Source organism: Streptomyces sp. R302 (assembly GCF_012927245.1).
GTDB lineage: Bacteria > Actinomycetota > Actinomycetes > Streptomycetales > Streptomycetaceae > Streptomyces.
Window position 1 is genome coordinate 119,692 of record NZ_JABBGE010000005.1, and the last position, 14,688, is coordinate 134,379.

Genomic DNA, 14,688 nt, shown 5'->3' on the forward strand with positions numbered 1-14,688 from the left:
GGCCGGCGGCCCCGGTCCGCCTCAGGAACCGACGCGGACGACCATCAGGCAGGTGTCGTCCTCACGGGCCTCCTCGCCGAACTCCTCCAGGACCGACCGCAGGCACTCCTGCGCGTCGCGGGCCTCGGCGAACCGGGGGGCGAGGGCGAGCAGCCGGGCGAGACCGGCCTCGTCACCGACGGCGCCCGGGGTCCGGGTCAGCCCGTCGGTGTGGAGCACCAGCACGTCGCCGGGGTGGAGCCGGGTCTCGGTCTCCTCGTACGCGCCCCTGGGCGTCGCCCCCAGGAGGATGCCCTCCGGGCGGCGCAGCGGACGGCCCGTCCCGCCGCGGAACAGCAGCGGGGCGGGGTGTCCGGCCTGCGCCCAGGTCAGGGTCTGCGCCACCGGGTCGTAGCGGCAGCACATGGCGCTGCCGAGGGCGGGCTGGCCCGAGCTGTCCAGGAGCTGGTTCAGGTGGCCCATCAGGGCGCCGGGCCGGATGCCGGCCACGGCCATGCCGCGCAGCGCGCCGAGCAGCATCGCCATCGAGGACGTCGCCGCCACGCCGTGGCCGGTGAGGTCGCCGACGGTGAGCAGGGCGTCGCCGCAGGGCAGGGTCAGCGCGTCGTACCAGTCGCCGCCGATCAGGTCGGTGGAGGCGGCCGGGAGGTAGTGCCCGGCGACGTCGAGCGGGGCGGGGCCGTCGTGGGCGAAGCGGAGCGAGCCGCGCCAGGGCGGGAGGACCGCCTCCTGGAGCTCGACCGCGACCCGCCGCTCGGTGCGCTCGACGCGGCGGCTGTGCTCCAGGCTGTCCCGGCTCTCCCGGACGGCCCGCTCGCTGCGCCGCAGTTCGCTGACGTCCCTGAGGACGGCCCACATGGAGGCCGTGCAGCCGTCGGCGTCGAGCACCGGCTCGCCGGTCATGTGCACGGTGCGGACGACGGCGTCGGTGCGGACGATGCGGAACTCGCCGTCGATCGGCTTCCCGTCGATCAGACAGTCCGTCACCATGGCCTGGAGCCGCGGCTGGTCCTCGGGGAGCACCATCGTCGGCATCTCGTCCAGGGACATGGGGCCCCGCTCGCGCGCGCGTCCGAAGATCTGGAACAGCTCGTCGGACCAGCTGACCTCGTCGGTGAGGAGGTTCCACTCGGCGCTGCCGACGCGGGTGAGGAGCGAGCCGGTGGAGACGGGGGCCTCGCCGTAGGCGGCGCCGGCGTCGCTCGTGAACGAGCCGTCGAAGACGGAGGCGTCGTCCGAGGGGGGAAGGTCGGCCGGGTCGGCCGCGGGCTGCGCCACCCTCGGCTGTGCCGTCCCCGACTGTGTCACCGCCGGTGTGCCGTCGCGCAGTTGTCCGAACTGAGCGCGCAGCTCGTCGAGTTGATGCATCGCCAGATCGCAGAGGGCGCGCTGCCAGCGCTGCCGGGGGTCGTCGTCGTGAGCGGCGGCGTCCCGGCGGACCGCGTCGACCTCGCCGCGCAGACGACTCGTCTGCGAGATCAGCGCGTCCACCGCATCCGGCTGGGGAGGCTGGGCGGGACGGTCCGCGAAGAGTGGGGACGGCATGTCGTACTCCGATACAGGCGCGGCGCGGCCCGAATGGAAACAGGGCCAGGGATGACTGTGGCACAGGGCGCGAGTGCCCGTAAGGGGTTTGGCAACACTCGATCCGGTGGTGCTTCTGACATATGCCAAAGGCCCGGCCGTCGGTGGGGCCGACACCACGGGTTACGGTGCACGTGTGGTGAGCGACGAGGTGAACGGTACGGCGGGCGCGGTGGGTACGGACACGGGGGAGGCGGCGGTGACTTCGGGCACGGCGGTGCTGCTCGCGGCGGCCCCGGCGGGGCGCGGCCGCGCCATGGACGCGGTGTCCGTGCTGCCCGCGCTGGCGGCGGTGCCGCCCGGCGTCCTCACCGGTACGGCGACCGCGACGCTCGTCGAACTCGCCGACCCCATCGACCCGCAGACCGTCCTCACCCGGCTGCGCGCCGCCGCGCAGAGCCCCGGCCCGCTCGTCGTCTACCTCGCGGGCCAGCTCCACCTCGACCGCCGCCAGCAGCTGCCCCACCTCGCGCTGGCCCGCAGCACGACGGCGGCCCTGCGCTACACGGCCTTCCCGTGGCACTGGCTCGCGGAGGCGGCGGCGGCGGGACCGACGACGGTCGTGGCCGACCTGGTCGCCGACCCGGAGGCCTGGACCCGCCTCGGCACCGGCCAGGACCTGCTCCACCTGAACCCGTCCCCGACCCTGTACGCCCGCGTCGCCCCGCCCCCGCGCCGAGGCGAACGCGCCACCCCCGACTACCTCCGCGCCTGGGCCGACCAGTGGCGCGCCGGCACCCGCGCCCCCTTCTCCGTCCTCCACACGGAGGCGGCCGCCCGAACACAGTCGCCGCAGTCGCTGTTCCTGCCGGCGGCCGGACACCAGGCGCAGGCGGGGGAGTGGGGGCGCGGGGCGGGGCCGGGTGCGGTGCCGGACCGGACGGCTGCCCCGGCTACGGGTCCCGCACCCGCACCCGCGCCGACCGCCGTTCCTGCGGCTGCTTCTGCACCGGCTCCTGTGGCGGCGCCCGCGCCCGCACGCGTACCCAACCCCGTGCCGGCTTCGGCGCCCGAGGCGGGGCCCGTTCCCGTGCCGGATGCCGCGGCCGCGCCGCTCGTGCCCGGAACGGGGCCCGTACGCGCGCCTGCTGCGGAAGCGTTCCGGGTTCCTGGACCGGCGGACGTCCCCGTCCCGGCGGGGCCCCCGGCCCCGACCCCGCTGCCGTCCCTCCCCGAGGGCTACACGGCGGCTCCGCCCGCGCCGGCTCCCGCGGTCGCCGAGGGCCCGGTGGCCACGGTCGCACCCCCGGCCGAACCCGAGGACCGGACCGAGCCCGCGCCGGTGCCAGTACCTCTGGCACAGGCGGAGCCGGTGGGCGGGGATCCGGCCTCCGAGGCCGGGCCGGCGGCCGTGGCGGCGGGGGAGACCACAGCCGAGGGCGACGTCGTGCCCACGCCCGTGGCCGCGGCGCCGACGTCCACGTCCACGTCCACGTTCAAGCCCAGGGTCGGGCCTGCGGCTGCGGCGAAGGACGAGCCTGAGGCAGAGCTCGCGTCTGGCTCCCCGTCCGAGGCCGGGGCCGTAGCCGTGTCCCCCTCAGCGGCTTCGGCCGCGCCGGAGGGCGGCGGCTCTGCTCCCGACATCACGCCCGGGGCCGGGCCCGTGTCCGGGTCGGGTGGGGAACCCGAGCCCGAGCCCGGGGCCGCGCCCGTTCCCGCGTCCGGTGGCGAACCCCAGCCCGGGGTCGGGGCCGCACCCTCGTCCCCCTCAGCGGCTTCGGCCGCGCCGGAGGGCGGCGACTCTGCTCCCGACATCACGCCCGGGGCCGGGCCTGTGTCCGGGTCGGGTGGCGAACCCGGGCCCGGGGCCGCGCCCGTTCCCGCGTCCGGTGGCGAACCCCAGCCCGGGGTCGGGGCCGTAGCCGTTTCCCCCTCATCGGCTTCGGCCGCGCCGGAGGGCGGCGACTCTGCTCCCGACATCACGCCCGGGGCCGGGCCTGTGTCCGGGTCGGGTGGCGAACCCGGGCCCGGGGCCGCGCCCGTTCCCGCGTCGGGTGGCGATCCCGAGCCCGAGGCCGCGCCCGTGCCCGCGTCGGGTGGCGAACCCCAGCCCGGGGCCGCGCCCGTACCCCCGTCCGTGCCTGCCCCCGCTCCCGCTCCGTCGGTCGCCGACGAGGGCGAAGGGGCGCGCGGGACCATGAAGTTGGTGCCGTCCGGGGGGCGTGGGCAGACGGCGGGGGCGGTGTCCGGGCGGGGCATTCCGCCGATGCCTGCGGCACCGCCGGTCGTTCCTGCCGGGGTCGTGGATCCGCGGCGGGCCGGGTACGGGCAGGCGGAGCCGGTTCCGCACGATCCGCATCCCGCGATCCTGTCGGCCGCGATGGCCGGGCGGCACGCCGAGGCCGCGGAGATGGCGGCCGCGTGGGAGCGGGACGCGCTGCGGCGGTTCGGGCCGCGGTCGGCCGAGGCGGTGCACTGGATGGAGGTGCGGGCGGACCTCGCCCGGCTGGCGGGCGAGCCGGCCCGTAGCTGCGAGCTGTGGCTCGCGGTCGCCGAGGCGCGGCTCGGGCTGCGCCAGCAGCCCGATGACCGGGACGTCGAGGGCGCGGTGGACCGGGCACACCACCAGTGGGAGCAGATCACGGATCCGGCCCGCGCCCGCGCCCTCGGCCCCACCCTCCTGGCGCTCCGCCGCCGCGTCCCCGGCCGCCGCCCCGGCGCCCTGGAGGCGCTCCGCCGTCGCATGCACACCCGCTGACGCGGCTACGCCCCAGTCACCCGGGACAGGTGCAGCGCCGCGCGGACGAGCGGCACGTCGACGGCGGGGACGGCGAGTTCCCAGTACCGGTCGGCCGCGTCGACGGAGAGCAGACGGAAGACGCCCCGGTCGACCGCCAGGCTCCCCGGGCCGGTGACCGGCCCCACCCCGTGGACGTGGAACGGGCCGGTCAGCGCGACGGCACCGCCGCGCCGGCCGGGGAACCGATACGGCCGCCACACCACCGGTGACCCCGCGCCGGGGTCGAGGACCAGCGACCCTTGCCGGAAGCGTCGCCCGTCCCGTACGAACGCGGACACTTCGCGCCCCTCGCCTTCGCGCAGCGCCGCCACATCGGCCTCGGCGCGGCCCTCATTCCTTCCCGCGACCGTGTCGAACAGCCGGCCCGGGCTCCGGAGAAGATCCAGGAACGTCGCTGTGCCCGCGGCCCGTCGGATGGTTCGTCGTCCCACTCGTTCCCCCGTCGTGTCCCCTTCACGTCATCGTCGAGGCCAGGCTACCGACGCCGTGCCGCGGCCTGACAGGATGATCGGATGCCGTCCTCTCCCTCCCTCCCGGACGCCTGGCTCCGGGGGGTCGCCGCCAACCCCGCCGCCCCGGCCGATGCCCTGGTACGCCTGCTCGACCCCGCCGCGCGGTCCGTCTGGCCGGCCCTCTGCGAGGGGCGGGACCTGCCCGAGGACGTCGTGGACGCGGTGGTCACGCACCCGGATCGGGCCGTCCGCCGCGCGTTCGCCCGTAATCCCCACGTCGACCCCGCCCAGCGGGGGAGGCTGGTGCGCGACCCTTCCGGCCTCGTGCGCGCGGACCTCGCCGGCGGCCCCCGTCCGCGTCTCCGCAAGGTTCCGCCCCTGCCGGACGCCGTCCTCGAAGCCCTTCTGACGGCGGAGGAGGCGGGGGAGGACGCGAAGGTCACGGCCGCCGAGGTCGCCGGTGAGCTGCTCTCCTCGGGGCAGATCCCGCTGTCCTTCTGGCGCACGCTGCACGAGCACCCCCGTCCCGAGCTCCGGCGCATGGGCGTGAGCGACATGTGGCACGGGCTCGGCCCGGCAGAGCGCGCGGCCGTGCTGGCCGATCCGGACGCGGCCGTGCGTGCGGCGGCCGCCGCACGGACGAGGGAGCTGGACCCCGTCGCGATGGAGGCCGATCTCCCGGAGCGGGACTGTCACGGCCGGACGCACCTGCTCGTCAACCTCCCCGTCACCGACGCCGTGGCCGAGGCGTGCCTCGCCGCCGGGCGCGACCTCCGGTCGCTGGCGCAGAACCCCCACACGCCGTTCCACACCGTCGTCCGCCTCGCCCGCGACCCGGACCCCCGGGTACGGGAACGCGTGGCGGCCAGAGCGGACGTGGACGCCGCCCTCCTGGCGGAACTGGCCGAGGACCCGGACGAGTCCGTACGGACACGGGCCGTGCTGCACCCGCTGCCCCGCACCTGGGTCGAGCGCGACGCCATCGACTGGCTGGGCGGCGCGGAGGACGACGGTCCGATCGGCGAGGTGCCCGGCGAGCCCGCCACGAGCTGGTTCGCGGAGTGCGCCGTGTCCGCGCACGTGATCCTCCGCCGGGTCGCCGCGAGCTACGCCGCCCTGCCCGCCGAGCTGGTCGGGCGGCTGGCCGTGGACCCCGACCCCGAGGTGCGGCACCGGCTCGCCTGCCGTCACCCGCTGGCGCCGCCCGAGGCCGTCCTCGACACCTTCGTCGAGCGCCCCGAGCAGCGCCGGCACCTGCTGACCCTGCCCCGACTGCCCCGGACCGGCCTCCAGCACCTCCTCGGCCACGACGATCCGGAGGTCCGCGCCTTCGCCGCCGCCGATCCGACCCTGGAACAGGCGCCCGTACAGCTGCTCGCGGATCCCGACGAGCGGGTGCGCCGGGCGACCGCCGCCGCCCCGGCCCTGCGCGACGAGGACACCCTCGCGGCGCTTCTCGACGACCCCGCGACGGCGGAAGGCGCGGCGGCCAACCCGAACCTGCCCGCCGCCCGCCTCCACGAACTGCTCGACCTGGCGGGCCTGCCGCGCCCCGCCCGATCCCTCCCCGCCCAACACCTCCCTGCACGATCCCTCCCCTCCCGGCCCTGAAGTCCCCGCTCCCGCAGGAAGGTTCCTCGTGACGTCTCTCGCCCGTGCCCAGCGGTCGCTCGCCGATCCGTCCGTGCGCCACCCGCTGTGGCCGCCGCTGACCGCCGGGTGCCCGGTGACGTCGACAGGGGAGGTCGCGTACCCGCTGGAGGTGGACTACGACTACGACGCCGTGCCGGCGGACCTGTTCGACCGGCCCGCGGCGCACGGCCTGGAGCGGTGGGCGCCCCTGCTGCCGCCGCTGGCCGCGCCGGGGCTGGGAGAGGGGAACACGCCGCTGGTGGAGCTGGCCGACGGGGTGTGGGCGAAGGACGAGTCGCGGAACCCGACGTGGAGCCACAAGGACCGGCTGAACCGGGTGGCGGTGAGCGCCGCCGTCGCCTCCGGGGCGCGGGGGATCGTCGTGTCCTCGTCGGGCAACCACGGGGCGGCGGCCGCCGCGTACGCGGCCCGTGCGGGGCTGCCGTGTGCCGTGTTCACCTCGCCGGACGCGCCGCCCGCCGTCGCCTCCCACCTGAGGGCCTACGGCGCGACCGTGCTGACCGTCCCGTACGCCTCCGTACGGCCCCTGATGCGGCGGATCGTCGACGAGCTGGGCTACCAGTCGGTCAGCAGCGTCACGGACTCCGCGCACACCGGGCACCCGTTCGGCCCGGAGGGGTACAAGACCATCGCGTATGAGATCGCGCTCGCACTGGGGAGGGCCCCTGTCGCCGTCCATGTGCCCACCGGATACGGCGAGTTGCTCTTCGGTGTGGCGAAGGGGTTCCAGGAGCTGGCCCGGCTGGGTGTGACGGACGCCGTGCCCCGGATGTACGGCGTCGAGCCGGCCGCCTCGGGTGCGCTCACCGAGGCCCTGCGGACCGGCCGGCCCGCCGTCCGCGTGCCCGTCGGGCCGACCGCCGCGTACGCCATCGACTGCGAGGTGAACAGCTACCGCGGGGTCCTCGCGGTCCGGCGCACCGGTGGCTCCGCCCGCACGGTGACGGAGGATCAGCTCGCGGCGGCCCGTGAGGAGTTGTCCGCGCAGGGGCTCTGGTGCGAGGTGTCGGCCGCCGCCGGGCTCGCCGGGCTGCGTGCGCACGGGCCCGACCCGGTGGGCGAGGACGGGCCCGTCGTCTGTGTCGTCACCTCCAGCGGGTACAAGGACGTGGCCACGGGGCGGGCGGCGGTCGCGCCGATGGGCGCCGACTGGGAAGCCGTACGGGCTCTGCTGGAGAGGTGAGAGGACGTCAGGAGGCTTGTGCCGCCTCGCGGTGGTACTCCGCCACCGCGTCGAACGCGGCCTTCGGCTCCCACGGCAGCTCCGGGTAGCGGGTGCCCTTCCGGTCCTCGTACACCTTCACCACTCCGTAGCTCGCCAGGTCCAGGTCCGCGGTCGGGTCGCCGTCGGGGCGGTGGACGTGGTCGTGGAGGGCGAAGGTGAAGACGAAGGTCGTGTCGACGCCCGCCGCGTCGAAGACGGCGAGGAGTTCGCGGACGTACGCGGCCTGGCCCTCCTCGTCCCGCTCGTACGCCCCGGTCAGCCGGACCGGGCCCGTCTCGTCGTACTCGACGACCTCCAGGCCGAGCGCGCCCCGGTCGCCCGCGCCGCGGTAGCAGGCCGCGCCGAACTCGGCGATCGCCACCGGCTTGCCGTCGGCGGCCTCGATCATGGCGCGGACGCCCTCGGCGAAGCCGTCGGCGATCTCCGCCGAGCGGTACACGTCCACGGAGACCAGGTCGAAGGGCGTCCAGTCGACGGCTTCGAGGGGGGCGGAGGCGTAGGTGACCGGGCCGCCGAAGCGCGCGCGGACGACCGCCGCCGCCTCGGCCAGGAAGGCGTTCACCCGGGCCCGCGCGCCGGCGAGCGCCGCCCGCAGCTCGTCCGGGCGGCGGAGCAGCTGCACCCGCTCGTCGGTGTCGGCGCCGGGCAGGAATCCCGGGTTCATCAGGCTCAGTTCGGCGCCCGTCACGAAGACGACCTCGGCGCCGCGGCGCCGCAGCCCTTCCGCGCGTGCGGCGCAGTCCGCGAAGAGCGCGAGCATGTCGGCCTCGCTCTCTTCGAGCGGGTACGGGGAGCACCAGACCTCCAGTCCCAGCTCGGCCGCGTACCCGGCCGCCAGCTCGATCCGGTCGGGGTCGCCGCTCATCACCCGGACCGCCGTGCAGTGCAGGTCGTCCCGGATGATCTCCAGCTCCCGCCGGACGGTCTCCGGCTCGAACGCGCGGCGGGCGTTCCTTCCGTGCTTCACGAAGCCCGTGTCGTAGCTGATGCCTCTGGCGCGCATGGTCCACTCCCGCGTCGGCGGTCGATTTTTAAGGTACTCACCGTACCTTAATTGGCGTGGGGCCGGCCCGGCAAGGAGGATGGGGAGGTACGGCTCGTACCGGAGTGAGGGGTGGTCATGGCGCGGGACGCGGCAGGTGGGGAGCGGCGGGCGGAGCCCGCGCGGACCCGACGGCGGGGCGCCGCCCTGGAGGACGCGATCCTCGACGCGGCCGCCCGCGAGCTCACCGAGTCCGGCTTCGCCGGCATGACCATGGACAAGGTCGCCGCCCGCGCCGGGACCAACAAGAACGCCCTCTACCGCCGCTGGCCCCACCGCCTGGCCCTCGGCACCGCCGCGTACAAGCGCCTCGCCACCACCGCGCCCGTCCCCGACACCGGCACGCTCCGCGGCGACGCCCTGGAGCTGCTCCGGCAGGCCGACCGGCACTGGAGCTCACCGCTCGGGGCCGTCCTGCGGGAACTCCTCGCCGCGGCCGGCGGGGCCGCCGAGTTCCTCGCCGGGCTCCAGGACCAGTCCGGCGAGGCGGCCGCCGCCCCGTGGCTCACCGTCCTCGGGCGGGCCGTCGCCCGCGGCGAGGCCGCCCCCGAGGCGCTGCACCCCCGGGTCGCCACCGTCGCCCTCGTCCTGCTGCGCAACGAGTTCGTGGTGCGGGGCGTGCCCAGCGCCCCCGACGACGTCCTCGTCGAGATCGTCGACGAGGTCTACCTCCCGCTGGTCCGCGGCCGCGGCCCCGCCGGACCGGATGAGGGCCGGACGGGACGAGGGCCGGACCGCGGCCGACCCGCCCCGCCTCCTGCGATGATCTGACGTATGACCGTCTCGCCGCCCCGACCCCCCGCCGCCGTGCTCCGCACCGAGCGGCTGGAGCTGCGGCCCGTGCGGAGCGCGGATCTCCCCGCCGTGACCCGGCTCTGGACCGATCCGGAGGTGCGGCGTCACCTCGGCGGGCCGGTCATCGACTCCGTCGTGCGGATCCGGCAGCGCCGGATCGTCGGTGCGCCCGGCTGCCATGCCGTGGTGCGGGCCGAGGACGGCGTGCTGCTCGGCCTCGTCACCGTGGAGGCGGCCGGACGCGGGGGCGAGACCGAGGTGTCGTACCAGTTCCTGCCCGAGCACTGGGGGAGCGGTTACGGCCGCGAGGCGGTGGCCGCGGTCGTCGCCCGGGTCCTGGAGACCGCGCCGAGCGTCGTCGCCGTCACCCAGGAGGAGAACCACCGCTCCCGCCGCCTCCTGGCGGCCGTCGGCCTGGAGCACGCCGACTCCTTCGTGGAGTGGGACGCCCGCCAGGTCCTCTACCGCCGCCGCGCCTGAGCGGGACGGCGGCCAGGGTCCGCCCGCCCCGTACGGCCTCCCCCGTGGTCCCGGCCGTGATCCGCCGGACAGGCCCTACGGCCTGCCTCCCTCCGCGAGGCGGGTCACCGCCCGCTCGATCCTGGCCGCCCGGGTCTTCGCCGTCCTCGCCTGCCACAGGCCGAGGATCACCAGGTAGCGGTCCGTCTTCCCCAGGGCCTCGAAGGCTCGGGCCGCCTCCGGGCGGGACGCGAGGGCGGTCGCCAGGTCGTCGGGGACCGTCGCGTCCTTCTGGGAGGGGTACGCCGCCGCCCAGCGGCCGTCCGCCCGTGCCGCCCGCACCTCGGCCAGGCCCGGTTCGCGCATCCGGCCGGCGGCGAGCAGGTGCTCGACCTGGCGGACGTTGACCTGGGACCAGAGGCTGCGGGGGCGGCGCGGGGTGATCTTCTGGAGGTACGAGCGCTCGTCGCGGGCCTTGCGCTTGCCGGTGATCCAGCCGTACGCCAGCGTCGCGTCGAGGATCTCGTCGGCCGTCGGCGAGGGCAGGCCGCCGCCCTTGCGGCCGAGGAGCATCCAGATGCCCGCCGTGTCGCCGTGGTGCGCCGCCAGCCACTCCTCCAGGTCGCCGCCGCCGTCGAAGGCGAGGACCTCGAGCCCTTCGTCCGTACCGACCGTTTCCACGGCGTCCCCTTCCCCGGTGTCCCGCACGTGTCCCGCATGTGAGTGGCACGTGACTCGCCACGTCTCGCACGCGCCTCGCACAAGATATTGACACTGATCGGAGATCGGCCGTAACTTGCGTGCAACGTCGTACTAACGCGCGTTACTAAAGCGCGTAACTGATCAGTTCCGGCCGGGGGGCCGCGAAAGGCAGGGAGGGGTCACCGTGGCGGCCAACAGCGGACGCAGCGTCACCATGAGCGATGTGGCCCGGCGGGCCGGCGTCTCGCGCACCGCCGTGTCCTTCGTCCTGAACGACCGGCCCGGCGCGGCGATCCCGGACGAGACCCGGCGCCGGATCCTCGCCGCCATCGAGGAGCTCGGCTACCGGCCCAACGCGGGTGCCCGCGCGCTCGCCGCCCAGCGCAGCGAGTGGTACGGCCTGATCACCGAGATCGTCACCGCCCCCTTCGCGGTCGACGTCATCAAGGGCGCCCAGGACCGCGCCTGGCTCGACCGCAAGTTCCTGCTGATCGCCGCCAGCGAGGGCGACCCGGCCCAGGAGGCCGCCGCCCTCGACAAACTCCTGGAGCAGCGGGTGGAGGGACTGCTCTACGCCACGACCTGGCACCGCGCCGTCACCCTCCCGCGCGCCGCCCGCGAGGTCCCCACGGTCCTCGTCAACTGCTACGACGCGGAGGGCGAGCTGCCCTCCGTGGTGCCCGACGAGGTCACCGGCGGCCACCGTGCCGCCCGGCGCCTCGTCGACGCCGGCCACGAACGCATCGGCCTGATCAACCTCGACCCCGCCATCCCGGCCGCCGTCGGCCGCCGCGAGGGGTACGAGCGGGCGCTGCGCGAGGCCGGTCTCCCGCTCGATCCCGCGCTGGTCGTCTCCGGCCACGCGACCGCCGACGGCGGCTATGCCGCCGCCTGCGAACTGCTCGACCGCGCCGACCGGCCCACCGCGCTCTTCTGCGCCAACGACCGGATGGCGATGGGCGCGTACGACGCCATCAAGGAACGCGGGCTGCGCATCCCGGACGACGTGGCCGTGGTGGGCTACGACAACCAGGAACTCATCGCCGCCTATCTGCGGCCCAAGCTGACCACCCTCGCCCTCCCCTTCGAGGAGATGGGCGCCAGGGGCGTGGAGATGCTGGCCGCCCTCGCAGCGGGACAGCCGCTCGCCACCCGCAGGGTGACGGTCGACTGTCCGCTGCTCGAACGCTCGTCGGTCTGACCGCGAATCAGGCCCGTCGAGTCATCTCGTCCCGTCTTCGTCTGGTGTGTTGAAGAGAGGAAAGAGCCACCATTATGGCACCCTCCCCCGTCCGTGGGCGATCTCCACGAAGGTTCCGCCCCGTCCGCCCCGCCCTGCTCGCGGCCTGCGCCGCGACCGCGCTCCTGCTGACCGGCTGTTCCGGCGGCGCCGGCGCCACCGGCGCCCAGGACACCTCCGGCAGGCAGCTGCTCACGATCCCGCGCGAGGACATGGGCACCTTCACCCGGAACTTCAATCCGTACTCGCCCAAGGCCGCTCCGATGACCCGCGAGGCGGTCTACGAGCCGCTGATGATCCACAACCCGGCCGACGGCAAGGACACCCCCTGGCTGGCCACCTCCTGGTCCCGGGCCGCCGACGGCAGGTCCGTCACCTTCGTGCTCCGCGAGGGCGTGAAGTGGTCCGACGGCGTGCCGTTCACCGCCGAGGACGTCGTCCACACCTTCGCGCTCCAGAAGAAGCTCCTCGGCGGTTTCGACTACCTGACGAAGGTCACCGCCGACACCCCGGCGAAGGTCACCTTCCACCTCTCCAAGCCGTTCTCGCCCGCCCTGTACGAGATCGGCGGCCACTTCGTCACACCGAAGCACATCTGGTCGAAGATCGCGGACCCGGCGAAGGACGTGAACGCCACCCCCGTCGGCACCGGCCCCTACACCCAGGTCGCCGCCTTCCAGGCCCAGTCGTACGAGCTCCGCGCGAACCCCGCGTACTGGCAGCCCGCGAAGCAGCGGATCGCCGGCATCAGGATGCTCGCCTTCTCCGGCAACGACAGCGCCAACCTCGCCTTCACCAACGGCGAGGTCGACTGGACGCAGTCCTTCGTCCCGGAGATCGAGAAGTCCTTCGTCGCGAAGGACCCGGAGAAGAACCACTACTGGTTCCCCACCACCGGCGCGATGATCAACTGGCAGCTCAACACCGCCAAGGCCCCCTTCGACGACCCCGCCCTCCGCAAGGCCCTCAGCCGCGCCGTCGACCGGGCGAAGATCGCCGAGGTCGCCATGAACGGCTACACCGAGCCCGCCGACTGCACCGGCCTCTCGAACGGCTACGACGCCTGGCGCGACGCCGCCGTCGCCGCCTCCTGCGACTGGACGGCGTACGACCCGAAGGCCGCCGCCTCCGCCCTCGACGCGGCCGGATATCCGCTGAAGGACGGCAAGCGGACCCGCGAGGACGGCAGGCCGCTCGCCTTCGACATCTCCGTCGGCTCCGCCTCCTCCGACTGGATCTCGGTCGCCAACATCATCAAGCAGAACCTCGCCGAGGTCGGCGTCACCGCCACCGTGAAGTCCCCCGACTGGTCCGCCGTCGTCTCCTCCTACGAGGACGGCTCCTTCGACAGCGGCATCGTGTGGAGCGGCAACGGCGCCACCCCGTACGAGTTCTACCGGGGCGCCATGTCCCGGAGCACCGTCAAGCCCGTCGGCGAGAAGGCCACCGAGAACTACCACCGCTTCGGCGACCCGAAGGCGGACGCCCTCATCGACGCCTTCGCCGCCGGCGACGCCGCGACCCAGAAGGCCAAGGCCGCCGAGCTGCAGCGGCTGTTCGCCGCCGACGCCCCCGTCGTCCCGCTCTTCCCCGGACCCGAGTGGGGCGCGTACACCGACCGCCGCTTCACCGGCTGGCCGACGGAGGAGAACCCGTACGCGACGCTCTCCAACCGGTCCGTGACCACCGTCCTGGTGCTCACCTCCCTCCGGCCCGTCACGGGCAAGTAAGCCCGCGGGGGCGGCCGTTCGTCCATCGTCCGCCGATGCGGCCGGGAGGCCGCCCCCGCCCCGTACCTCACCAGGGAGGAACGAGCAGTGCGTCTCGTCCTGCGCAACCTGGGGTTCTATCTCCTCGCCTTCTGGGCCTCCGTCACCCTGAACTTCCTGCTGCCGCGCCTCATGCCCGGAGACCCCGTCTCCCGCATGTTCGCCCAGGCCCAGGGGACGATGCGGCCCGAGCAGATAGCCCAGCTCCGGAAACTCTTCGGTCTCGACGAACGGGCCCTGTGGCGCCAGTACGTCGACTACCTCCACCAGGTCGCCACCGGCGACCTCGGCATCTCCCTCTCCCGCTTCCCGACCCCCGTCTCCGAGGTCATCGGCTCCCAGATCGGCTGGACCCTCCTCCTCGGCGGCACCGCCCTCATGGTCGCCGCCGTCGTCGGCAACCTCCTCGGGGTGCTGGCCGCCTGGCGGCGCGGCGGGATCCTCGACTCGGCGTTCCCGCCACTGCTGATCTTCGTGGGCTCGTTCCCGTACTTCTGGCTGGCGATGGGCGCCCTGTACCTCTTCGGCGTCACCCTCGGCTGGTTCCCGCTGCGGCACGCGTACGACGCCGGGCTCGTCCCCGGCCTCGACGCCGCCTTCCTCGGCAACGTCGCCACCCACCTCGTGCTGCCCGCCCTCACCATCGTGCTGGTCTCCGTCGGCGGCTGGATGCTCGGCATGCGCAACACGATGATCGCCACCACCGCCGAGGACTACATCACCATGGCCGAGGCGAAGGGGCTCAGCCCCGCCCGGATCATGCTCCGGTACGCGGCCCGCAACGCGCTCCTGCCCTCCGTCACCAACTTCGGCATGGCGCTCGGCTTCATGGTCGGCGGCGCCCTCCTCACCGAGGTCGTCTTCGCCTACCCCGGCATCGGCTACCAGCTCCTCAACTCCGTCCAGGCCCTCGACTACCCGCTGATGCAGGGCATCTTCCTCACCCTCACCGCGGCCGTCCTGCTCGCCAACCTCGTCGTCGACCTCGTCCACGTCCGCCTCGACCCGCGCGTCCGCGTCCGCTGAG

General features: G+C 74.8%; 12 protein-coding genes. 8 read left to right on the plus strand and 4 right to left on the minus strand.

Annotated elements, in window-relative coordinates; translation table 11 throughout:
* Positions 1 to 21: 21 nt before the first annotated feature.
* Positions 22 to 1,545 carry a SpoIIE family protein phosphatase gene (locus HHL19_RS16865; RefSeq protein ID WP_169090394.1) on the minus strand — a complete coding sequence of 508 codons (1,524 nt, stop codon included), beginning with the start codon at positions 1,543 to 1,545 and terminating at the stop codon, positions 22 to 24.
* Between the two features lie 178 nt (positions 1,546 to 1,723).
* On the opposite strand from HHL19_RS16865, the gene HHL19_RS37295 reads away from it, so the two are divergent.
* Positions 1,724 to 4,282, plus strand: coding sequence for a hypothetical protein (locus HHL19_RS37295; protein WP_240981647.1), 2,559 nt, complete (start codon positions 1,724 to 1,726; stop codon positions 4,280 to 4,282).
* 5 nt (positions 4,283 to 4,287) lie between these two features.
* On the opposite strand, the gene HHL19_RS16875 is transcribed toward HHL19_RS37295, so the two are convergent.
* Positions 4,288 to 4,602, minus strand: coding sequence for a hypothetical protein (locus HHL19_RS16875; protein WP_169090396.1), 315 nt, complete (start codon positions 4,600 to 4,602; stop codon positions 4,288 to 4,290).
* A 234-nt stretch (positions 4,603 to 4,836) separates the two neighbouring features.
* On the opposite strand from HHL19_RS16875, the gene HHL19_RS16880 reads away from it, so the two are divergent.
* Together HHL19_RS16880 and HHL19_RS16885 are read left to right on the plus strand one after the other, a co-directional pair.
* A complete protein-coding gene (locus HHL19_RS16880) occupies positions 4,837 to 6,387 on the plus strand; it encodes a HEAT repeat domain-containing protein (protein ID WP_206325284.1) in 1,551 nt (516 codons plus the stop codon).
* A gap of 28 nt (positions 6,388 to 6,415) precedes the next feature.
* Positions 6,416 to 7,612: a pyridoxal-phosphate dependent enzyme gene (locus HHL19_RS16885; RefSeq protein ID WP_169090398.1), complete on the plus strand. Its 1,197-nt coding sequence runs from the start codon at positions 6,416 to 6,418 to the stop codon at positions 7,610 to 7,612.
* Positions 7,613 to 7,619: 7 nt separating this feature from the next.
* On the opposite strand, the gene HHL19_RS16890 is transcribed toward HHL19_RS16885, so the two are convergent.
* Entirely contained in the window at positions 7,620 to 8,657 is a 1,038-nt protein-coding gene (locus HHL19_RS16890) for a hypothetical protein (protein ID WP_169090400.1), read from the minus strand.
* 117 nt (positions 8,658 to 8,774) lie between these two features.
* Here HHL19_RS16890 and HHL19_RS16895 point away from each other — a divergent pair, with 117 nt between their 5' ends.
* Positions 8,775 to 9,467, plus strand: coding sequence for a TetR/AcrR family transcriptional regulator (locus tag HHL19_RS16895; protein WP_240981648.1), 693 nt, complete (start codon positions 8,775 to 8,777; stop codon positions 9,465 to 9,467).
* 3 nt (positions 9,468 to 9,470) lie between these two features.
* Positions 9,471 to 9,971, plus strand: a complete 501-nt coding sequence (locus HHL19_RS16900) for a GNAT family N-acetyltransferase (protein ID WP_240981649.1) — start codon at positions 9,471 to 9,473, stop codon at positions 9,969 to 9,971.
* 75 nt (positions 9,972 to 10,046) lie between these two features.
* Here the strand turns inward: HHL19_RS16900 and HHL19_RS16905 are convergent, their stop codons facing one another.
* Positions 10,047 to 10,631: a YdeI/OmpD-associated family protein gene (locus HHL19_RS16905; protein ID WP_346768440.1), complete on the minus strand. Its 585-nt coding sequence runs from the start codon at positions 10,629 to 10,631 to the stop codon at positions 10,047 to 10,049.
* A gap of 205 nt (positions 10,632 to 10,836) precedes the next feature.
* Between HHL19_RS16905 and HHL19_RS16910 the strand changes: the two genes are divergently transcribed.
* From HHL19_RS16910 to HHL19_RS16920, 3 genes are all read left to right on the plus strand, one after another.
* Positions 10,837 to 11,853, plus strand: coding sequence for a LacI family DNA-binding transcriptional regulator (locus HHL19_RS16910; RefSeq protein WP_346768439.1), 1,017 nt, complete (start codon positions 10,837 to 10,839; stop codon positions 11,851 to 11,853).
* Between the two features lie 74 nt (positions 11,854 to 11,927).
* A complete protein-coding gene (locus HHL19_RS16915) occupies positions 11,928 to 13,622 on the plus strand; it encodes an ABC transporter substrate-binding protein (protein ID WP_169090402.1) in 1,695 nt (564 codons plus the stop codon).
* Between the two features lie 87 nt (positions 13,623 to 13,709).
* Positions 13,710 to 14,687 (plus strand): ABC transporter permease, encoded by a 978-nt coding sequence (locus HHL19_RS16920; protein WP_169090404.1) that lies wholly within the window; start codon positions 13,710 to 13,712, stop codon positions 14,685 to 14,687.
* Position 14,688: the final 1 nt, after the last annotated feature.